The organism is Rickettsiales bacterium Ac37b (assembly GCA_000746585.2).
GTDB lineage: Bacteria > Pseudomonadota > Alphaproteobacteria > Rickettsiales > Arcanibacteraceae > Ac37b.
The window spans coordinates 1,162,742-1,184,143 of the sequence record CP009217.2 but is presented as its reverse complement, the minus strand read 5'-3'; the positions used below and the strand labels follow the sequence as shown (position 1 = coordinate 1,184,143).

The 21,402-nt window shown below is 32.1% G+C and carries 16 protein-coding genes and 3 tRNA genes; 10 read left to right on the top strand and 9 right to left on the bottom strand.

Annotated features, from left to right (window positions below; all coding sequences use genetic code 11):
• Positions 1-25 precede the first annotated feature (25 nt).
• The 3 genes from NOVO_05920 to pcrA form a co-directional block, all read right to left on the bottom strand.
• Positions 26-1,018 (bottom strand): hypothetical protein, encoded by a 993-nt coding sequence (locus tag NOVO_05920; protein AIL65542.1) that lies wholly within the window; start codon positions 1,016-1,018, stop codon positions 26-28.
• A gap of 236 nt (positions 1,019-1,254) precedes the next feature.
• Complete coding sequence (hemB, locus tag NOVO_05915) at positions 1,255-2,250, bottom strand: Delta-aminolevulinic acid dehydratase (GenBank protein AIL65541.1); 996 nt, start codon at positions 2,248-2,250, stop codon at positions 1,255-1,257.
• 23 nt (positions 2,251-2,273) lie between these two features.
• Positions 2,274-4,241, bottom strand: coding sequence for an ATP-dependent DNA helicase pcrA (pcrA, locus tag NOVO_05910; protein ID AIL65540.1), 1,968 nt, complete (start codon positions 4,239-4,241; stop codon positions 2,274-2,276).
• Positions 4,242-4,459: 218 nt separating this feature from the next.
• Here pcrA and glmS point away from each other — a divergent pair, with 218 nt between their 5' ends.
• The 4 genes from glmS to eno all read left to right on the top strand — a co-directional run bounded on the left by glmS (position 4,460) and on the right by eno (position 8,144).
• Positions 4,460-6,286, top strand: a complete 1,827-nt coding sequence (glmS, locus tag NOVO_05905; protein AIL65539.1) for a Glucosamine 6-phosphate synthetase — start codon at positions 4,460-4,462, stop codon at positions 6,284-6,286.
• A 66-nt stretch (positions 6,287-6,352) separates the two neighbouring features.
• A complete protein-coding gene (gene rpmJ2 / locus NOVO_05900) occupies positions 6,353-6,478 on the top strand; it encodes a 50S ribosomal protein L36 2 (protein AIL65538.1) in 126 nt (41 codons plus the stop codon).
• A 255-nt stretch (positions 6,479-6,733) separates the two neighbouring features.
• Positions 6,734-6,808 (top strand) — tRNA-Thr (locus NOVO_05895).
• Between the two features lie 49 nt (positions 6,809-6,857).
• Positions 6,858-8,144 (top strand): Enolase, encoded by a 1,287-nt coding sequence (eno, locus tag NOVO_05890; GenBank protein AIL65537.1) that lies wholly within the window; start codon positions 6,858-6,860, stop codon positions 8,142-8,144.
• Between the two features lie 77 nt (positions 8,145-8,221).
• Here eno and NOVO_05885 read toward each other — a convergent pair whose 3' ends face one another.
• The 3 genes from NOVO_05885 to NOVO_05875 all read right to left on the bottom strand — a co-directional run bounded on the left by NOVO_05885 (position 8,222) and on the right by NOVO_05875 (position 13,005).
• Positions 8,222-11,641, bottom strand: coding sequence for a Dihydroorotate dehydrogenase B (NAD(+)), electron transfer subunit (locus tag NOVO_05885; GenBank protein ID AIL65536.1), 3,420 nt, complete (start codon positions 11,639-11,641; stop codon positions 8,222-8,224).
• 293 nt (positions 11,642-11,934) lie between these two features.
• Entirely contained in the window at positions 11,935-12,777 is an 843-nt protein-coding gene (locus NOVO_05880) for an RlpA-like protein precursor (protein AIL65535.1), read from the bottom strand.
• Between the two features lie 153 nt (positions 12,778-12,930).
• Positions 12,931-13,005, bottom strand: a tRNA-Val gene (locus NOVO_05875).
• 419 nt (positions 13,006-13,424) lie between these two features.
• Here NOVO_05875 and phbA point away from each other — a divergent pair.
• From phbA to NOVO_05855, 4 genes are read left to right on the top strand one after another with little or no spacing between them, the layout of a single operon-like run.
• Positions 13,425-14,606, top strand: a complete 1,182-nt coding sequence (phbA, locus tag NOVO_05870; protein AIL65534.1) for an Acetyl-CoA acetyltransferase — start codon at positions 13,425-13,427, stop codon at positions 14,604-14,606.
• A gap of 26 nt (positions 14,607-14,632) precedes the next feature.
• Positions 14,633-15,355 (top strand): 3-oxoacyl-[acyl-carrier-protein] reductase FabG, encoded by a 723-nt coding sequence (gene fabG_2 / locus NOVO_05865; protein AIL65533.1) that lies wholly within the window; start codon positions 14,633-14,635, stop codon positions 15,353-15,355.
• Between the two features lie 33 nt (positions 15,356-15,388).
• Complete coding sequence (gene lysA / locus NOVO_05860) at positions 15,389-16,387, top strand: Diaminopimelate decarboxylase (protein AIL65532.1); 999 nt, start codon at positions 15,389-15,391, stop codon at positions 16,385-16,387.
• Positions 16,388-16,411: 24 nt separating this feature from the next.
• Positions 16,412-17,371 carry an Integrase core domain protein gene (locus NOVO_05855; protein ID AIL65531.1) on the top strand — a complete coding sequence of 320 codons (960 nt, stop codon included), beginning with the start codon at positions 16,412-16,414 and terminating at the stop codon, positions 17,369-17,371.
• Positions 17,372-17,755: 384 nt separating this feature from the next.
• Here the strand turns inward: NOVO_05855 and NOVO_05850 are convergent.
• Positions 17,756-17,832: transfer RNA gene (locus NOVO_05850), tRNA-His, on the bottom strand.
• Between the two features lie 10 nt (positions 17,833-17,842).
• On the bottom strand, positions 17,843-18,322 hold the full coding sequence (locus NOVO_05845; GenBank protein ID AIL65530.1) for a Surface antigen LipA protein: 480 nt from the start codon (positions 18,320-18,322) through the stop codon (positions 17,843-17,845).
• Between the two features lie 101 nt (positions 18,323-18,423).
• On the opposite strand from NOVO_05845, the gene fieF reads away from it, so the two are divergent.
• Together fieF and tadA are read left to right on the top strand one after the other, a co-directional pair.
• Positions 18,424-19,374, top strand: a complete 951-nt coding sequence (gene fieF, locus NOVO_05840) for a Ferrous-iron efflux pump FieF (GenBank protein AIL65529.1) — start codon at positions 18,424-18,426, stop codon at positions 19,372-19,374.
• Positions 19,375-19,403: 29 nt separating this feature from the next.
• Positions 19,404-19,838 carry a tRNA-specific adenosine deaminase gene (gene tadA, locus NOVO_05835; protein AIL65528.1) on the top strand — a complete coding sequence of 145 codons (435 nt, stop codon included), beginning with the start codon at positions 19,404-19,406 and terminating at the stop codon, positions 19,836-19,838.
• 126 nt (positions 19,839-19,964) lie between these two features.
• Here the strand turns inward: tadA and NOVO_05830 are convergent, their stop codons facing one another.
• Positions 19,965-21,173 carry a hypothetical protein gene (locus NOVO_05830; GenBank protein AIL65527.1) on the bottom strand — a complete coding sequence of 403 codons (1,209 nt, stop codon included), beginning with the start codon at positions 21,171-21,173 and terminating at the stop codon, positions 19,965-19,967.
• Between the last annotated feature and the right edge of the window lie 229 nt (positions 21,174-21,402).

The window sequence follows — 21,402 nt, the reverse complement described above, 5'->3', positions numbered from 1 at the left end:
ACCTATTTTCTTGATAAATTATTTTTTAACGTGTAATAACCGAGATCTGATCATTAGAACTATTGCTATTTTTTATCCTATAACTACTATTTGATTGTGTTTGAGCATGTAATTCTTGTTGTAAATTACTGAGAATTTCTTGTAATTTTTCTCCATTCACTTTTTCTTGCTCAAGCTGTTGAGCTAATAGTTCTTTATCTTGGGTAAGAACCTCTAAGTTTGTATTAAGTTTTTTATTAAGTTCCTGTAAATCATTTTTTTCCCTAATAATTTGTTCAAGTTGTACCCGTTGATCCATAACATTTTGCTTGATATCAGCGCTTTTAGTCCGGAATGTATTATTTCGTGTAGTAATGAATTTACTGAGTTCTTCTACTTTTTGATTTAGGGTGTTATCAATAGCTTCCCGTTCAAGTTCCTGAGCTGCTTGAATTAGAGGTGATAGCCCTAGTTCTATTCCTTCTATGCTTGGAGCAGGGGGATTTTTTCTCGCCACTTCCCTTTTAATCATAGGTTTCACTAACATCTGCGCGCTACCTGCAATAAAGGTTCCAACCGCAAGGAGTACTGAACTCATAATTTCAGCCCCTTGGTTATATAAACGGATATGCAGACCAAAAAATAATGCTCCAACTACCACAGCCACAATTCCAGGCCAAATAAATTTGGTAATTTCTAAGGCTTTATCCTGCAAAGTTTTTATATCCTTATTTTTTAATAACTCATTTTTTATTAATTTATAATTGTAACCAAAATCAGTAACAGCAGGTTGTAGGCAACTTATGCCAGCTAATATAAAGCTTACTGTTAAACTAGTATGAGCAAGTATAGCATTACATACTGCAGCAAATCCTATAATACTTAAATTAAGTATATTGCCTGGTTTTTTAATACCCTCTTTAATAATGCTAGGTAGATCTTTAATCAACGTTTTAGTATCAGAATGTATTTTAACCTCTTGAGAGCTAGGGATAATATCATCCTCTCTTTGTTTACCTTTATCTTTTCTCTTTGACATATATACCTCATATATAAAGAAATATGTTTCATAATAATGAATAATTTCATTAACGTCAAGAGACCTGTAAATATTATTAACAAAATTTAACTATGCTCAATATATAGTTTCTTGTCCTAAGCCAATTATTACAACTTTTAAAATATACAGGGGAAAATTAGCACTTGGCGTTTGTTAAACTATTTGTAGTTTTTTAGCTTAGTTTAGAGATGGTATAATCTCAAACTGCATAGAGATTAATCATTAAGCCACTTTGCTAGATCCTTGGCGAAATAAGTGATTATAATACTAGCGCCAGCTCTTTTAATGGAGGTAACGACTTCAAATATAGTACGTTTTTCTTCTAACCAGCCATTTTGAATAGCAGCCTTTAGCATAGCGAATTCGCCACTTACATGATAGGCAGCTATAGGAATATATGGATATAATTCTTTTATACGGTAAATTATATCTAAATAAGTATGAGCTGGTTTTATAATTAAAATATCAGCGCCTTCTTTAATATCAAGTTCTGCTTCTTTTATAGCTTCATAACTATTAGCTAAATCCATTTGATAACTACTTCTATCACCAATTTTTGCTGCTCCTCCTGCAGCTGCCCCAAAAGGTCCATACATAGCAGATCTATATTTTACTGCATAGCTCATAATAGGAATTTTATTAAATCCAGAATTATCTAGAGCTTTTCTAATCGCATACACCATATGATCTACCATGCCTGAAGGAGCTATTACATCTGCTCCAGCTTTTGCATGGCTTATAGCTTGTTTTGCTAACAGATTCAGAGTGGCATCATTATCCATGTCTAGAGTATGATTATGCTCTACTGCAATACCACAATGGCCATGATCTGTATATTGACAAAAACAAAGGTCAGAAATAACTAATAAATGCGGAGCTATATCTTTAATTTTCTTTATTGCTTGCTGAATGATTCCCTGTTCCTCATAGGCATGTGATCCATAAGAGTCTTTTATTTCTGGTATACCAAATAAAATAACAGCTTTGATACCATAACTAATGATTTCTTTTATTTCGGTATCTAGCATATCAATACTTAATTGATAATGTTCTGGCAAAGAGGGAATAGGGTTTTTAATATTGGCGCCATGAATTACAAAAACTGGCAGTACTAGATCATTTACTGTTAAAATAGTTTCTCTTACTAAATCTCTAATAGCAGAATTGTAGCGTAATCTTCTAGGACGAATGGATATATAGTTATCGTTCATAATATAAAAAAACCTCTTAGCTATTAGAAACTATTATTGTGATAAGAAGCAGATTTACGTTCTAAATGTTCTTCAGGTAATTCGGTAATAAAACGTGAAGGAGTATTATTTTGATATTGATTATAAATACGTCTATAAAGTGTAAATAAAATATATAGCCTCTCTCTTGCACGAGTCATGCCAACATAAGCTAACCTTCTTTCTTCTTCTAATTGTTTGGCATTTTCTTCATCTAATATTTTTTGATGAGGAAAAACACCTTCCTCCCATCCAGGTAGGAATACCGTTTTAAATTCTAAACCTTTTGCAGCATGAAGAGTCATTATATTAACCATATTGGAAATATCTTCGGTATCCGTAACATTAACTAAGCCAACATGTTCCAAAAACTCAGTGATATTATTAAAATCTTGTATAGCTTTTATTAATTCTTCAATATTTTCTAAACGTCCTTCTGCTTCAAGAGTTTTATCCTGTTTCCACATATTGATATAACCAGATTCTTCGAGAACTAGCTCTATAACCTTATGATGGGGCTTAATAGAGAGTAAAGAATGCCATTTTTTAAAGTTATCAATTAAGATTTGTAAAGAGGCCTTTATTTTAGGTCTAAATTCATTATTATTTAGCATATTCTCTATAGCAGAGAAAAAAGAGATATCATGTATTCGCGAATGCTCAGAAATCAATTTTATTGTAGCATCACCTATAGCTCTTTTGGGTAAATTAATTATACGTTCTAAAGCAAGATTATCATTATGATTCACTGTAACTCTAATATAAGCAATAACATCTTTTATTTCAGCTCTTTCATAAAATCGGAGACCTCCTATAATTTTATAAGGAACCGCATAACTTAAAAAGCTTTCTTCAAAAGTACGAGTTTGAAATCCAGCGCGCACTAAAATTGCTACCTCTCCAAGATTAATATCATGATTTTGTTTGAGGTGCATGATCTCATTGATAATATATCTAGCTTCTTCTTTATCATCCCATGCCGAGACTAAATTTATTTTTTGTCCTACTTTGTCAGTCCATAAATTTTTGCCTAGCCTTAATTTATTATTGGAGATCACATGTGAAGCAGCAGAAACTATTTGATGAGTTGAGCGATAGTTATGTTCTAATCTAATAGTAGTTGCATTACCAAAATCTTTTTCAAAACGTAAAATATTATCTAACTCTGCACCACGCCAGCTAAAAATCGATTGATCTTCATCGCCAACACAACATATATTCTTATGATGCCCAGCAAGAAACCTTACCCATATATATTGCGCAATGTTAGTATCTTGATACTCATCTATAAGTATATAGCGAAATTTATGTTGATATTCCTGTAAAATAGTAGGATGCATAGTAAGCAGTTTAATGTTATATAATAGTAAATCACCAAAATCTACAGCATCTGAAGATAACAACTTACGTTGATACTCTTTATAAACACTAAAGGATATTTCTAGGAGATAAGATGTGATATCAGAAGAAGATATTTTTTCTGGTAAGAGGCCTGTATCTTTCCAGCGCTGAATTACATTTAAAACTGCTTTAGGGTTATATTGCTTATCATCTATATTAAGATTTGCCATAGTTGATTTAACTAATTTTAATTGATCACTCGCATCAATAATATTATAGTTACTATTTAGTCCAAGTAAGTCACTATGACGCCTTAATATTCTAGCTGCAATTGAGTGAAAAGTGCCAAGCCATAAGCCTTGAGCATCAACCATATTTAATATACGATTTTGCATTTCTTTCGCAGCTTTATTGGTAAAAGTAACAGCAAGTACTTGGCTTGGAGTGGCATGGTTAGACAATATAATATGGGCTATTCTAGTAGTTAAAACACGTGTTTTCCCTGTGCCTGCTCCTGCAAGTACAAGAAGAGGACCATTTAATGTGCATACTGCATCGCGTTGATCTTTATTTAAATCAAATAAATAATCAGATGTAGAAATTATATTATTAGTAGCTAAATCAATATCCATAAATCTCAAAAAATATATTAGAATTTTGTTGATTCTACAATTATATATTTAAAATGCAAAAACATTTTATTGCATTTATAAGACTTTAAGTTTACATAGAAATATATAAAGTAAGATACACTATTTTAACAGCTATTTAATAAATTTTAAAGAAATTAATTGTGTGAATTAGTAAAACATTGATCTCTTATGTATAACAAATTATATGGAATCATTTTATGTGTGGAATAATAGGTGTGTTAACCAATACACATGCCGCGTCAAAATTGATAGAAGGTCTAAAACGTTTAGAATATAGAGGGTATGATTCCGCTGGAATTGTAACTGTTGAGAACAATAAATTATATAGTTTGAAAGTAAAAGGTAAAATTAAAGCTCTTGAAGAAGTATATAATAAAGAACCTATAATAGGTAATATAGGCATAGGACACACTCGTTGGGCAACTCATGGAGTTCCTAGTCAGAATAATGCTCATCCTCATTATAGTGATAAAATAGCGGTAGTACATAATGGTATTATTGAAAATTACCATCTTTTAAAAGTGAAATTAGAAAATTTAGGTTATGTATTTACTACTGAAACTGATACTGAAGTTATATTACATTTAATAGATCACTACTTAAACCAGTTTAAAAATAAAAAGCAAGCTGTTTATAACGCACTGCATGAATTTGAGGGTGCTTTTGCTATTGCTGTAGTCTTTAGAGATGATGATAATTTAATTATAGCTGCTAAGAATGGTCCTCCTCTTGCTATTGGATATGGCGAGGGGGAAATGTATCTAGGTTCTGATAGTTATGCAATGGGTGAGTTTACTAATAAAATTTCTTATCTTGAAGATGGAGAAATGGTAGAATTAACCAGAGATTCAGCTTTATTCCTTAATTATCATACTGGTGATGTAATAGATAAGACAGTTAATATTTTAAGCCATGCTGATCTTATAAGTAATAAGGGACATTATAAACATTTTATGCAGAAAGAAATTTATGAACAACCTACGGTGCTTGCAGATAGTTTAGGATTTTATCTTGATCTGCAAAAAGAAACTATAACTATACCAAAGTTAACTTTTGATGTACTCAATATCCCCAAGATTACTATAATTGCTTGTGGGACATCATATTATGCTGCTATGGTAGCTAAGCAGTGGTTTGAATCAATAGCAAAAATATCGGTGGAAGTTGATATTGCCTCTGAATTTAGATATAGAGATATATGCCTACCTCAGAATGGAGTAACAATTTTTATTTCGCAGTCAGGTGAAACAGCAGATACTATGGCTGCATTACGTTTTGCAAAATCCCATAAGCAACATACAATTGCAATTGTAAATGTTGCAGACAGTTCTATGGAGAGAGAAGCAGAATATAGTTTTAGAGTGCATGCGGGACCAGAAATTGGAGTAGCTTCTACTAAAGCTTTTACAGCTCAGCTTATGACTTTAGCTTGTTTGGTACTCGGGATAGCGGATAAGCGTAACCAAATTACTAAAGAAGAATTGATGTTGTTTACTAATAAATTAATGGAAGTGCCAGGAAAAATTTCATCTTTATTACAGAATGATGATGCAATTAAAAATGTTGCTCAAAAATTATCTAGTTTTCATAATGTGCTTTATATCGGTAGAGGTACTTCATATGCAATTGCTCTAGAAGGTGCCTTAAAATTAAAAGAACTTTCATATATACATGCTGAAGCTGTTGCAGCTGGTGAATTAAAACATGGTCCCATTGCTTTAATTGATGAAAATATACCAGTTATAGCAATAGCGTCATATGATGAACTATTTTCTAAGATGGTGTCTAATATTCAGGAAATAGCTGCACGTGGTGGAAAAATTGTTACTATGAGTACTTTAGAGGGTAATAAGTTTTTAAAAGATGTAAGCTGGAATAGTATTAATATCCCGGATGTACACCCTTTTATTAGTCCGTTTATTTATGTGATACCGTTGCAGTTACTGGCATATTATGTTGCGGTATATAAAGGTACTGATGTGGATCAGCCTCGTAATTTGGCTAAATCAGTAACCGTAGAATAATAGCTTGACAGCTAAGATTATAAGTATTACTTTTTCATTTTCTTATTAAATTATTAGGTTTTTATTATGAAAATATTAAGTTCACTAAAATCAGCTAAACAACGTGATAAAAATTGTCGCATTGTAAGACGTAAAGGTAGAGTTTATGTAATTAATAAAGCTAACCCTCGCTTTAAAGCTTGTCAGGGCTAATTTTATATTATTTAAGTTGCTTATTTTAACTAAATGATATTAAATAAATAGTTTTGTTATATTGCTTTATTACTAAATATAGCTTTCACTTTAATTAGAGGTTTGGGTGCTTATCAATCATGTAATGATATATGTTGTACCATTAGCTTTTTGCTCTAATACAAATTAATTTGCTGTAATTTAAAATAAAATTCTAAAAAATCTCTTGCCTAAATTCATTATATATGGCATGTTCCAAAATGGTTTCGTATAGGAGCCGCCATGGCTCAGTGGTAGAGCACATCATTGGTAATGATGAGGTCGAAGGTTCGATTCTTTCTGGCGGCACCATATATAATATCTTTGTTATATAGTTTTAAAAAGAAGTTTGGGTAAGTTAGTGTTAGAAATCATTGATATCATAGCTAGAGAAATTGTAGACAGCAGAGGTTTTCCAACTGTTGAAGTTGATGTGCATTTGAGTGGTGGGCATAAAGGTCGAGCATCTGTGCCAAGTGGTGCTTCTACTGGCACTTATGAAGCTATGGAACTTCGTGATGGTGATAAGAATAGATATCTAGGTAAAGGTGTATTAAGCTCGATTAGTGCTATTAATGGGGAAATAGTAGATACCATACTTGGTATGGATGTTAGTGATCAGTCTATTATTGATCATGCTTTAATTCACTTAGATGGTACAGAAAATAAATCTAGATTAGGCGCTAATAGTATATTAGCTGTATCTATTGCTGTTGCAAAGGCAGCAGCTTCAGCTTCTTATATGCCTCTATATAGATATATAGGAGGTATTAACAGTAATACTTTACCTGTGCCTATGATGAATATCTTAAATGGTGGAGTACATGCTGATAATGATATAGACATCCAAGAGTTTATGATTGTTCCTGTAAATAGTCATACGATGCAGGATGCGGTGCGGATGGGAGCGGAAATTTTTCATGTTTTAAAAGATATCTTAAAACAGTCTAGTTATAACACCAACGTGGGTGATGAAGGTGGTTTTGCTCCTCAAATGAAGAGCAGTTATGAAGCGTTAGATGTTATTATGAAAGCTATCGAACGAGCTGGTTATAAAGCTGGTAGTGATGTATTTATAGCATTAGATTGTGCTGCTTCAGAATTATATATAGATGGTATATATAATTTAGTTGGTGAAAATAAAAAGCTTACTTGTGAAAAACTTGTAGAATATTATGAAAAGTTAGTAAATAATTATCCTATTTTATCTATAGAAGATCCTATGGCTGAAAGGGATTATACTGGTTGGAAAATGATCACTGAATCTATAGGTAATCGAGTGCAATTAGTAGGGGATGACCTATTTGTTACTAATGTAAAGTTACTTAAAGAAGGTATAAAAAATCATTATGCTAATGCAGTATTAATAAAACCTAATCAAATTGGTACTTTAACTGAGACTCTTGAAACAATTAATGTAGCTTATAAGGCTGGTTATAATACTATTATTTCACATCGTTCAGGTGAAACAGAAGACACAACCATAGCTCACCTTGCTGTGGCTACTAATTCTGGTCAGATAAAAACAGGTTCCTTAGCTAGATCTGAAAGATTAGCAAAATATAATGAGCTAATTAGAATAGAAGAGGAATTAAGCGACCAAGGAAAATTTATAGGCTCAGAAGTATATTCAAAGTATATTAAGTAAGTAATTTATAATTATGCGATGCAATAAAAATTAAAACACAAATTTATATATCTGGAATAGCTTAGAAATAAATATTATTAAGATAAGCAATGCTCTATCCATAAATTGGTCAGTTTTTCCTGCACACTATTTTGGCTTAGTCTATTCGATAAATAAGCAAAATCTACTAAATCCATAGATTGATCTTGGTTATTACAACTATAAACATATGTTTCTTTTTTGGTAATAGGGTCAGAATGTTTTTGTAAACATTGCGCGCAAATTTCTTTCATCATACATTGCATGGGGGAATTGATACTAGCAATAGCAATATGATTAGGGTTAAGATATGGTTTTAGAGAAGTTTCTCTTGCTTGCTGAAGCGCAAACATCATTTTGTCTGAGCCTATAGTAATAATGCGGTTGATTTCAGAAAGATGTATAGTTGTTTTACCAAGTTGACCGGTTGCGTAGCTAATCAAAGCATTTACTATATTACCATGAAATGTTAAATCATTTGGTCTATGATCAGTAAATAGACCTTCATCACAGCACCATACAATTTGATCAGCAGCTTCTTCAATTTCCTGTATTTTATAACGGTCTGTAAATTTTTTATAACCTGCAAAATATAATACTTTAGAATTATTTTGGCGACATGCTTCACCTATAGAAAATAACACGGCATTGCCGAGTCCTCCTCCTATAAGTAATACAGTTTCATTTTGGGGAATATGTGTAGGCGTACCGGTAGGGCCCATGAGTATGATAGGTTCCTGAAGGGGTAAAGATGTGCATAAACTGCTAGATCCACCAGTTACTAAGGTAATCATGGAAACTGTACCAAGTGTTTTATCTATTTTTGCACCAGTTAAGGCTATGGACTCCATTGCTAAGTTGGTATTTTGAACTTTATTGGCAAAAAATTCATAATTTTGAAAACGATAAAATTGCCCAGGCTGAAAATTTTTAGCTGCCAAAGGGGCTTTTACTAGGATTTCTACAATATTTTCTGAAAGAGTATTTATTTGTTCTACATAGGGTATTAGTAAAGAATCTAATTCTTGAAAAAATTGTTCGGTGTTTAGATTATTGGTAGATGGTACTTTATAAATAGTATCTTTAATTACTGTAAAACCTTGCTTAGCAGAAGCCATGGCTTTTACTACATTTCCTGCAAAAGAGGGATGAAGATCTCCTAAAAAACTAATAGCTTTATGATCTTGATTTAAGTAAGTAAGTACATGAATATTATTAGGCTTAGAAATAAATTCTGGCTCTACTTGTGTGCCTTGATTATCTATGACCTGGAAATATTTGCCTGCAATTTTAAAGGTTTTGGGCATTTCTTGAGAAGCAATGATATTAGGTGAAGTGCCAGTTGCAATTAAAATAGTTTTAGCAGGTAAATTAAATTTTTGTCCCTGAATGTTTTTACTAATTAAACTAGCACAAGCATTGAATCTATCAAGTTCTATATCTTCTGGTATCAAATTTTCGATAAGTTTTATACCTTCTTTTAGTGCGTACACAATTTCTTCGTGGTTAATGCGATAACTAGGTGAATTGGTAAAGCTATTGCGATACATAATCGTGACACCACCCCAGCTGTTCAGTAATTTTAAAATGTCAGGTTTAGGTTTATTTTTTTCACTACGCAGAGCTGTTGCGTGAGTGATAAACTCATCTGCAATTATTATATCTTCTTCAGTCCAACTACTTCGTATATATGCTTTACCGTATTTTTCTATGAGTTTCTCATAACGGGTAAGGAATTTTTCTACTTGTATAGGGTAGTAGGTTAAAGCTTCGGTCGCACTATCTATGGCTGTGAGGCCTCCTCCTATAACTATTATAGGTAGTCTTATTTGTAAATTAGCTATTGATGACTGACGTGCTGCGCCGCTAAGTTGTAAATTCATCAGAAAATCTGATGCCATCTTTACTCCTTTATTAATACCTGATTTAAAGGGTATAATATTTGGTTTACCAGCACCCATGGCTAGGGTAATATGGTCAAAACCAAGTTCAAATGCCTGAATATCTGTAATATTACTACCAAACCTAGTGCCTCCATACATTCTAAAATTGGTTCTACGCTCAAGTAATAATCTTAAAATTTTTAAGTGATTCTTATTCCACCGGACTGTAATACCATATTCAGCAACTCCTCCAAAACCACCAGGAACACGGTCTTCTAAAGGTTCATATAATTCACTGACAGAATATATGGGTTTAAATTGTACGCGTTTTCCAAAAGGAGTAATACCAGAGAGTTCTGGAGGAAGGGGTTCAATTTTTAGGCCATCTATAGCAGTCACTATATAACCTTCATTTAGGAAATAATGGCTAATTGTAAATCCTGCAGGTCCTAGTCCTACGACTAATGTTTTATAGGTATTATGTTTATGAGGTAAATAATTTATTAACTTTAAAGGATTCCATCTGGTAAGAAGACTATATATTTCAAATCCCCAAGGTAGGATAAGTACGTCCTGTAACACTGAAGTTTCTACCTGCGGGATATTCACTGGTTCTTGTTTTTGATAAATGCAAGCTTTGCTACAATCATTACATATTCTATGTCCGGTAGCTGCAACCATAGGATTATCAATAATAATTGTAGCTAAAGCGCCAATTATATGTCCCTTAGATTTCAAATAATTCATTTCTGAAATTTTTTCTTCGAGGGGGCAGCCAGTTAAATCATTAGCTAAAGAATTTTTTTGGAAATTGTTATTATCCTTATTTTTGAGCCCTTTAGAACAAGAGTCTTTTCCTTGATTATGGCAATAAATACAATAATGTGCTTGATCAAGGGCATAATTAGGATCAATACCTGCATCGTTTAAAGAAAAGTCAAGTCTGGCATGTAGCTGTTCCTGTGTCTTAATATAAGATAAATTATTATTTTCATATTTATCTATAGGAACTAAATGATCAAAATCTAGCTTATTAGGTATTTTAAATATAATACTGTTATGATAAAGCTTTTGTCCTTGCGTGGAGAAGATAGCCCAGCATGCGTATAAAGAGGCTATCTGTAACTTTTCTTCTTCATTTTCTTTCAGCCAAACTTGAACATGGTGAATATAAAGTGCTTCACTAAAACTATCTGCAAAAAGAGTTTCTAATTGGAGGTGTAGTTTTTTTCCATCTAGTTCATGGGCTTGTTCTCTTGTACATGTTTTTAAAGCTTTGCGCTGAATAAAATTACGTTTAAATTCATAAATTTTAGCAAAAGCATTATGCTTATCATAAAGAGCATATATTTCTTGCTTAATATCAAATAATTTAGCAAAAAAATCTTCTAAATAAGGAGCTAAAGTTATAATAAAATTGCTATAGTTTTTGGCCTCTAAGTCTTTATTATTAGAACGCAAAAAAAGTAATTGATTATATAGCTCAATGTTAGATTCTTTTAGTTCATTTAAAAAGAATAAATCTAATTTTTCTAAACCTTCTGTTTGATATAAATCATTAAAATCTAAAGGTAATCCTAAGGTTAACTTATCCATGAAAATAAAACATGTATTAAATGGTTAAAATGGCATTCACTATAGTAAATTAAGTTATATTTGGGACTAAGAGTGATAAGAGAAGCCTACAAATATAGTTTCTTGATTTGAAATTAGCATATGTGTCACTCTTCACTAACCTAACAAAAAGTAGGTTTCGCTCTATCTGCCCTATCTACTAAGGAAGCTGAAAAAGCTATAGTAGGAGAGCTTTGAGCTAATTGCGTCCCAAATTCAAATCAATTTACTATATAACATTTTTTACAGGGATTTATACTATTTTTTATAATAATTTATATATTACTGTCTGCTACTATAGTGGCTTTATTATGTCCACTTGCAATTAGATTAGATAGTAAATTTTGGACAATCTCTGGTTTAAAAAATGGTCCTATACGTACTTTATATAGAACTGAATCTACATTATTTACTTCTGTAATATGAGCATTTTGCCCTAAATTAGCCGCCTTTTGTACAATGTGTTCAGCATTATTTTTGTTTTTATAGGCACCTAGTTGTACAAACAAAGGCGTAATATCATAACCATTACTTTCTTTGGAATTACTATTTTTTGCTTCTACATATTCATATCCTTTATCTAAAGTACGCGGTTTCATACCCTCAACTTCTGGTAATTGCATGGCAGATAATAGCTCCTTAGATTCATTAGATAAATATTCTACTTTTACTTTGGCAATTCCACGACTCTTCATACCCAATATTTCAGCAGCTCTTTCAGATAAATCAATTATTCTGCCAGGTACAAAAGGACCACGATCGTTGATCATTACCATTACAGAACGATTATTTGATAAATTTGTAACGCGCACCATGCAAGGCATTGGTAGAGTTTTATGTGCTGCAGTGAGAGAGCGTTTGTTGTATATATCACCATTAGCAGTAGTTTTATTATGAAATTTATCAGCTTTACTACCATACCATGATGCAATGCCAACTTCTGTATAGTTGGTATGTTTTTTAGGGCTATATTGTCTATTATTTACTTTGTAAGGTTTACCAACTTTATAGTGGGTATTATTAACAGTTTGCTGTGCATCAGATTTCTTTGCATGTACATTGGGGATACACCCAGACAATGTAATGAAAATTATAGAAGATAATATTTTATTTTTCATAGAATATAATCCTTTAAGGTTAAAACTATTATTGATAGATTTAAAAACTAAAACAAGTTCTCCGATATATATTTATTATTAATAAACGATAACTTTTTTAAACTGTAAGTATTAAGTAACTATTCTGATAATGATATCCTTACTTTATGGATTTGGTGGGCGATGACAGGGTTGAACTGCCGACCCTCTCGGTGTAAACGAGACGCTCTACCACTGAGCTAATCGCCCTTTTTATACTGAATAACGAAGACTGATATAAACAAATCAACGTTCTAATTTTTAAAATATCTATTACATTCATAAGATCGGGATATATATAACGAAGTTTATTTTATTTTGCAAGAAAATAATCTCATTTATTATGTAAATAACTAAAATAGCTGTTTAATAGCTATTTTACATTATGTTAGTCGTCAAAATAAGCAATATATAGGAGGTTGTTAACAAACATTAAATATATAATAAAATAAATTATTATAATAAAGTATTGATGTTTTTCTTCATAAGTAACAAAATATTTAACATATATACCTTATAATAATATTAATGAATCACTAATTAAAACTTATTTTATAACGTTAACGCTAAATTAATTCTTATGCTATTTTATAATATTTGAAGTGTAATAATATATGCGGAGCAATGTCATGCAAACAAGAGAAGTAGTGATAGTAGACGCAGTACGTACTCCTATTGGTAATTTAAATGGAGCTTTTATTAGTATAGCGGCTCATAAGCTAGGAGAAATAGTGATAAGAGCATTACTAGATCGGAATAATGTAGATGCAAATATGATTTCAGAAGTAATGATGGGACAAGTATTAACAGGGGCATGTGGGCAAAATCCAGCCCGTCAGGCTTCAATGAATAGTGGTATACCCAATAATATTCCAGCTTTTACAATTAATAAAGTATGTGGTTCTGGGCTGAAAGCAGTGATGCTTGCTGCTCAGTCTATTATGTTAGGAGAAAATGACATAGTAATAGCGGGTGGTCAAGAAAGTATGACTATGACCTCTCATGCTGCATATGTGCGTACTGGTGTAAGAATGGGAGATACTAACCTAGTTGATATGATGATTAAAGATGGATTAATAGATGCGTTTAATAATTATCATATGGGTATTACAGCAGAAAATGTAGCAAAAAAATATGATATTTCGCGTAGCAAGCAAGATGAATTCTCTTGTAATTCTCAAAATAAAGCTGAATCTGCACAAAAATCAGGAAAGTTTGTAGATGAAATTATTCCTGTAAAGATTCAAAGTAAAAAAGGTGAAGTTATTGTAGAGCAGGACGAATTTATAAAGCATGGTACTACAGTAGAAATTTTAAGTAAATTACGTCCGGCTTTTGATAAAAATGGTACAGTTACTGCAGGGAATGCTTCTGGCATTAATGATGGTGCTGCAGCCTTACTTTTAATGTCTGCAGAGTTGGCAAAAAAATTAGGTAAAAAACCACTTGTATCTATAAAATCTTGGGGAAAATCAGGAGTAGATCCGGCCATTATGGGTATTGCGCCTATTTATGCTGTGGAGAAAGCTCTTAAGAATGCTAGTTGGCAGCATACTCAGTTAGATTTAATAGAGGCAAATGAGGCTTTTGCTTCTCAATCAATTGCAATTGATCAGGAAATAGGGTGGGATATAACTAAAGTGAATGTTAATGGAGGAGCTATTGCTTTAGGGCATCCAATTGGTGCATCGGGTGCACGAATATTGGTTACGTTATTACATGAGATGAAAAGAAGATCTGTGCGTAAAGGTATTGCAACACTATGTATAGGTGGGGGGATGGGTGTTGCAATGTGCGTAGAGGCAAAATAATTATATTTTATTTAAGAGGAAAAATTATGACACGTTTAGCAATCGTTACTGGTGGTACAAGAGGTATAGGTAAGTCAACAGCTATTTCCTTACAAAATACAGGTTATAAAGTTGTGGTTAACTATGCCCAAAATGAGGAAACAGCAAAAAATTTTGAAGCTGAAACTGGGATAAAAACTTATAAATGGAATGTAGCGAATTTTGATGAATGTAAGAACAATATCAAGAAAATTGAAGATGAATATGGAGCCTCTGTAGATGTATTAATTAATAATGCAGGTATTACAAGAGATGGATTTATGCATAAGCATAATTATTTAGATTGGTCTGAAGTTATACAAACTAATCTTGTGTCTTGCTTTAATATGTCACATGCTGTATTAACTCAGATGAGAGAGAAACTTTTTGGTAGAATAGTGAACTTAAGCTCGATTAATGGATTAACTGGGCAAATAGGGCAAACTAATTATTCTGCTGCAAAGGCTGGGGTGCTAGGTTTTACCAAGGCGCTAGCAAGAGAAAATGCCCCTAAAAACGTTACTGTTAATGCTATAGCACCTGGGTATGTAAAAACTGATATGGTAGAAAATATTAAATCTAATGTATTAGATCAAATTGTTCAGCAAATACCAGTAGGTCGCATGGGAGAGCCCCATGAAATAGCCAGAGCTGTTTTATTTTTAGTTAGCGATGATGCAGGGTTTATTACAGGGGAAACTATTTCAGTTAATGGAGGTCATTATATGTAATACCGAGTTTGTATTACATAGGAATCAGGGGTTATGGAAAGTTTTTATTATTTAAATAATAGTTTGCATGTTGAATCTATAGCTCTTGAAAATATTATCAAAACTTTAGAACCCCCTTTTTATTGCTATTCATATAATAGTATATTAAATAATTATTTATTACTTGAAAATTGTTTTACCGCTATTAAGCCATTAATTTGTTTTGCCGTTAAAGCAAATTCTAATTTGGCAGTATTATCAATTATAGCTTCGCTTGGAGGTGGAGCTGATGCTGTCTCAAAGGGAGAAATTATTAGAGCCCTTAAAAGTGGTATTGCCCCAAATAAAATAGTATTTTCTGGTGTAGGCAAAACATATGAGGAGCTTAAATTTGCTCTAGAAAAAAATATATTGCAGTTTAATATAGAATCTAAAGCAGAACTATTATTATTAAATCAGATAGCTGGAGAATTAGGAAAACAGGCTAATGTAGCTTTAAGAGTAAATCCTGATGTTGATGGGATGACTCATCACAAAATTTCTACAGGTAAAAAAGATAATAAATTTGGTATTTATTGGACTGAAATAGAAAAAATAGCTAAGGAAATTCAAAGTCTTCACTATATAAAATTAGTGGGTATTTCTACCCATATAGGTTCCCAGATTGCAGAAATAGAACCGTTTCAGCGTACTTTTATATTAATGACACAATTAGTGCATACTCTTAATAAGCAAGGACATAATATAAAAAGGATAGATCTAGGAGGGGGTATAGGAATACCATATTTGCAAGCTGATATACTATTTCCATTAAAAGAATATGCTATTTTAGCAGAAAAATGTGCATTAGAGACAGGCTGTGAATTAGTTTTAGAGCCTGGTAGATTCATTGTGGGTAATAGTGGTATAGTTGTTACTAGAGTAACTTATGTTAAAGAAACTAAGTGGCGTAATTTTCTGGTAGTAGATGCTGGTATGAATGATTTAATGCGACCTAGGTGTACAATTTCAAGGGTTGATGGAAGAAAAAAAGAGTATATAAGTAAGAGCTAGGGATATAATTAATTTGGAGGAATTGTGGGACAAATATTACATGGCTGCGCCACGACTACGCACGCAATTAGAAAAGAATTACAGCGATCGCAAGCTACGATCAAAGAATTAAGTGAACAATATAATATTAACCCTAAAACTGTGATAAAATGGCGTCAAAGAAAAGAAGAAGGAGTAGAAGATCGCTCTAATGCTCCTAAAAAAGCAACTACTATTTTGAAGCCCGAAGATGAAGCTTTGATTATTGCTTTTCGTAAGTCTACGCAATTACCTTTGGATGATTGCTTTGATGCACTTATTAAAGAAATACCTTATTTAACTCGTTCAAATCTTTACCGATGCCTTAAACGGTACGGTTTATCTTGTTTACCCAAAGAAGATAATATCAAAGAGAAGAAGAAATTTAAGGCTTATGAAATAGGATTTATGCATCTTGATATCACAGAAGTAAGAATTGGTGAGGGAAAATTTTACATATTTGTGGCAATATGTAGAGTGAGTAAATTTGCTTATGTTGAGCTGCATAATAATAGCAATGGCGATACTACAGTTAATTTTCTTGATAACTTGGTAAGTAGCTGTCCCTTTAAGATACATACCATATTAACTGATAATGGTGTTCAATTTGCTTACAATGGTTTAGCCAGGTACAGAGCTCCTAAAGCAAGACATAGATTTGATCTAAAATGTAAAGATTACGGTATCAGGCATCGCACAACAAGGCCTTATAGTCCAAGTACCAATGGTCAAGTAGAAAGAATGAATAGGACTATAAAAGAAGCTACTACTAAGAAGTATCATTATACTAGTAGAGAAGAGTTAGATAGTCATCTACAAGCTTTTGTTATGGCTTATAATTATGCTAAAAGGCTTTCTTCTATTGCTAGAAAAACGCCTTTTGAAATGATCTTGACTTGTTACACACAAAATGCTAATAATTTTAGAATTAATCCTAACCATCAACTACTGAAACCGTACACCTAGACTTTTTAAACGATTACTGATACTCCTGATGGTATATATAATTTTTGATTCATGGAAGTACCTTTTTTTAATTTTTTAAAAATTTTTATTTTTAATAAAAAAGTAAAGAAATAGCTTTTGATTCCAGTATTTTTTGCAGAGAAATGATAAGGAAAGGAATTTGAAGCTAGAATTTGCCCTGATATTACTTATTATTTAATCACCTCCTAGTAAAGATTAAGCTCGTGATATTTTCTCTTTTTGTTTTATAAAACGGTTATAGCTCAAATATTTAAAAATAATTTTTATGATGTCTTGTGAAGAAATTAGATTTGTATTGCGACCTATTTGCGACCTAGAAGTAAATTAGAAATTTTTGTAGAAAGCTGTGAGTATTAAATTTAATGGGGCGGGTGACCGGTCTCGAACCGGCGACCCCCAGAACCACAATCTGGTGCTCTAACCAACTGAGCTACACCCGCCATTATTTAGTTAATTGATAATCTGCCAAGAACCATCTGGTTGTCTACACGCAGTTCCATAAGCCTTATGCACTTGACCACCTATATTAACAGTTTGATTATATTCTCGACAATATTGTCCACCACCTGCTCTATAGGTTCTCACCGGAGTAAAGCTACCAGAATGGCCTGTATCTGGATTCACCCAAGTGGTAGTCTGACCAGAAGATGCTCTCTCCAACGATTGTTGCTGTGCATTAAGCATACGCGATTTATCTACTTGATCTAAGGAATTACCTATCGATCCTCCAAGTAAAGCCCCACCCATAGCTCCTAGAGCTACAGCACCAATTTTACCACTACCCTTACCTAATGTAGAACCCAATAACCCGCCAACACCAGCACCAACTATTGTACCTACACTTTGTTTACTCATTCCACCTTGCTCTGCACAGCTCGTTAACACGATTGAGCTAACAACCAGACTAATAAATAGTTTCTTAGAGTTCATAGATATACTCCTTTGAGTTACAATATCAAATTTACTTAATGAATTATAACTTATTTTGTTTTAATATAAAATAAATTCACTATAAAATTAAAACACTACATATGTGTATATACCCATGTGCGTTAATAAGGTCAACAGGAAAGATTAAAAATATGACATCTGATCTAGACAAATTAAAAAAATATGCCACTTATAGCTCAGTTATAGCTGCTATTATTATCATAATTATGAAATTAGCAGGATGGGTGCTCACTAATTCACTATCAATTTTTGCATCCTTAACAGACTCACTCTTAGATGCAGTAACTTCTATGTTAAATTTATTAGCCGTACATTATGCCCTAAAACCTGCAGATAATGAACATCGTTTTGGACATCATAAAGCTGAAGATTTAGCGGTATTTGTGCAATCAGCTTTTTTTGGTGCATCTGGTATTTTTCTTATTATAGCTGCAATCAAACGAGCCGTTTATCCTATACCCTTAGATTATAGTTATCATGGCATCGTTATTATGATGGGTTCAATTATAGTTACCATTTGTTTAATTACTTTTCAGCGCTATGTCATTAAAAAAACCGGCTCTGATGTAATTAAAGCAGATTCTTTACATTATTCTATCGATCTATTATCTAACATAGCCGTTATTATTTCGCTTATTATCGTTACTATATGGGATATTAATATTATAGATCCTTTATTTGCCATTATTGTTGCAATCTTTATTTTACATGGCTCATGGGAATTATTGTGTGGCGCATTTGATAAATTAATGGATCGTGAGCTATCTGAAGAAAAAAAACAACGTATTATCAATATAATTAGGCTACATGATGTGATAAAAGGGTTTCATGATTTAAAAACTAGACATGCTGGAAATAAAGTTTTTATTCAATTTCATCTGGAATTAGATCCTAATATAACTTTAAATAAAGCCCATAATATATCCGTAGAGATTGAACATAAGTTACTACAAGAATTTGAAGGTGCTGAAATTATCATTCACCAGGATCCTGCCGGTATTGATGAACATGTAGAATATATTGAAACTTAATTTTTATGTTTAATTTTAAAAATAACTATATGGAATTTGCCTTGAAAGAAGCCGAGTTAGCTTCTATGAGAGGTGAAGTACCCATCGGTGCAGTAATTGTAAACTCTCTAACTAATGAAATTATTACCACAAGCAGCAATGAAGTTGAAAAATTACAAGATCCAACCGCCCATGCAGAATTATTAGCTATAAAAAAAGCCTGTTCTTTACTTGGTTCAAAATTTATAAATTATTGTGATTTATATGTTACCTTAGAACCTTGCCCTATGTGCGCTCATGCAATTTCTTTAGCTAGAATAAGAAGATTATATTTTGGCGCATATGATATTAAAGGAGGAGGAGTACAACATGGAGCTAGAGTCTTTTCCTCTAACTCCTGCCATCATACACCTGAAATATATGAAGGAATTGAGGCTTTAAAATCAGAAACACTTCTTAAGAATTTTTTTCAAAAATTACGTTAAAAGCATAGCACCCTAATTTAAATTATGGTTAGGCTGCAACATATAGTGGAACAATGCCTATATAATAATAAAATATTATCCCTGCTCTGATATATCAGAGCAGGGATAATATAGAAGTAAAATATTTTATGCTAAAACTTCTGGCATATCTGGTATTTTCCCAATCACCGATGGTGAGGAATCTGCGTTAGAATCTTCTGCAGTGTTAGAAGTCGAAGATGATTTATCTGTATTAATACTTTCATCTTTGTTATTAGAAGTAAAATAATCATATCCAGTGTATATAAGGTAACTTAAACCAGTACCACCTACAATACCTCCTACTGCTTTTGGTACCCAACTTGGTATACAACTTGAGCTCTCAACTAGTTTTGCTTGTGAATCATTATGATCGCTGGTAGAATCTGGTTGTTGACTATTTTCACTTGTAGCTGCTTTATTTTGATTAGTTGAGGGGGAATTATTATCGTTAGATTTTCTCTGCCGTAATGAAAGCTCTATAGCTTGTTGCAGTTCAGGAAAGTTTAGTGGGTTACCATCACCTGACTTATGACCTACTAAAACTCTTGGAAAACCTTCAGCTGCTTGATTTAGTGCTTGTTCTGCCTGCTCTCTTGATAATATATTATCATTCTCAACATAATTTTCCTGTAGGATAGAAGGATCAAATGTTTCAACTTGTTCTTCATCAATTCGTTCTTGCTCAGTAGAATCTGAAGTACTAGCAATACTAGAATCTTGTTCTTTGCCTTGATTACGATCATTTATTTCCATATTACATTCGTCTTTCTGACGATTTATGTCCTCTAATTTATTTTGACTTTCTTTTAATTGCTGGTTTATGTTATCTAGTTTATTTTGATTTTCTTCTAATTGATTTTGTATGTTATTTAGCTCCTGTGTATTTGTAACAGGATTCTGTTCCTGTTTTGCTAATTCTTTTACAGCTTTACCATATTCATCTATCAATTTTTGCTTTTGCGCCTCTAGCTCTTTTTCTTTTTTCTTGAGCTGCTTGGTCAAATCTTCTGATGTACTATCTAACAATTCTTGTTTTGTTACTTCTAATTGTGAATGTATGTCTTGTGCATTATTTTTTACTTTACTTTCTCTTTCCTGTAATGCCTTTTCTTTTTCTTGTAATTTTTGAATAGACTTTTCTAGGTCTTGTTTTTGCTCTTTTAAAGATCTAATTAATACTTCATGTGTTTTATATTCTTTATCTAATTCTATTAATCTAGTTGCTGGACCGGGAGTAGTAACTTTCTCAAGAGAGCTAGCACTACTTGAAGCTGATGATTTATTTTTATATTTTAAGATTTTATTAAGAGGCATAAATCACTCCATAATTATATTAAACGATTTCAATTATATTAAGCACGCTTATTGGCGTTAATAGTAAGGCTAACAATCAATTATTAATTTTTTGATAATAAAAAGACGAAATCATTCGTTTTTTTAATTCTAAACCTTAAAATATAATAATAAATTAATAATTCTATATTTCAATGACAAATAGTAATTTCTTTCTAATATTGTTTTTATAGTAAAATATAAATATCAC

Excerpts from the sequence above, each read along its gene's own strand:
- tadA (AIL65528.1), top strand. The coding sequence starts at position 19,404 with ATGGAATTTGCCTTGAAAGAAGCCGAGTTAGCTTCTATGAGAGGTGAA.
- fieF (AIL65529.1), top strand. The coding sequence starts at position 18,424 with ATGTGTATATACCCATGTGCGTTAATAAGGTCAACAGGAAAGATTAAA.
- NOVO_05920 (AIL65542.1), bottom strand. The coding sequence starts at position 1,018 with ATGTCAAAGAGAAAAGATAAAGGTAAACAAAGAGAGGATGATATTATC.
- pcrA (AIL65540.1), bottom strand. The coding sequence starts at position 4,241 with ATGGATATTGATTTAGCTACTAATAATATAATTTCTACATCTGATTAT.
- NOVO_05880 (AIL65535.1), bottom strand. The coding sequence starts at position 12,777 with ATGAAAAATAAAATATTATCTTCTATAATTTTCATTACATTGTCTGGG.
- NOVO_05885 (AIL65536.1), bottom strand. The coding sequence starts at position 11,641 with ATGGATAAGTTAACCTTAGGATTACCTTTAGATTTTAATGATTTATAT.
- fabG_2 (AIL65533.1), top strand. The coding sequence starts at position 14,633 with ATGACACGTTTAGCAATCGTTACTGGTGGTACAAGAGGTATAGGTAAG.
- rpmJ2 (AIL65538.1), top strand. The coding sequence starts at position 6,353 with ATGAAAATATTAAGTTCACTAAAATCAGCTAAACAACGTGATAAAAAT.
- glmS (AIL65539.1), top strand. The coding sequence starts at position 4,460 with ATGTGTGGAATAATAGGTGTGTTAACCAATACACATGCCGCGTCAAAA.
- phbA (AIL65534.1), top strand. The coding sequence starts at position 13,425 with ATGCAAACAAGAGAAGTAGTGATAGTAGACGCAGTACGTACTCCTATT.
- hemB (AIL65541.1), bottom strand. The coding sequence starts at position 2,250 with ATGAACGATAACTATATATCCATTCGTCCTAGAAGATTACGCTACAAT.
- lysA (AIL65532.1), top strand. The coding sequence starts at position 15,389 with ATGGAAAGTTTTTATTATTTAAATAATAGTTTGCATGTTGAATCTATA.
- NOVO_05830 (AIL65527.1), bottom strand. The coding sequence starts at position 21,173 with ATGCCTCTTAATAAAATCTTAAAATATAAAAATAAATCATCAGCTTCA.
- NOVO_05845 (AIL65530.1), bottom strand. The coding sequence starts at position 18,322 with ATGAACTCTAAGAAACTATTTATTAGTCTGGTTGTTAGCTCAATCGTG.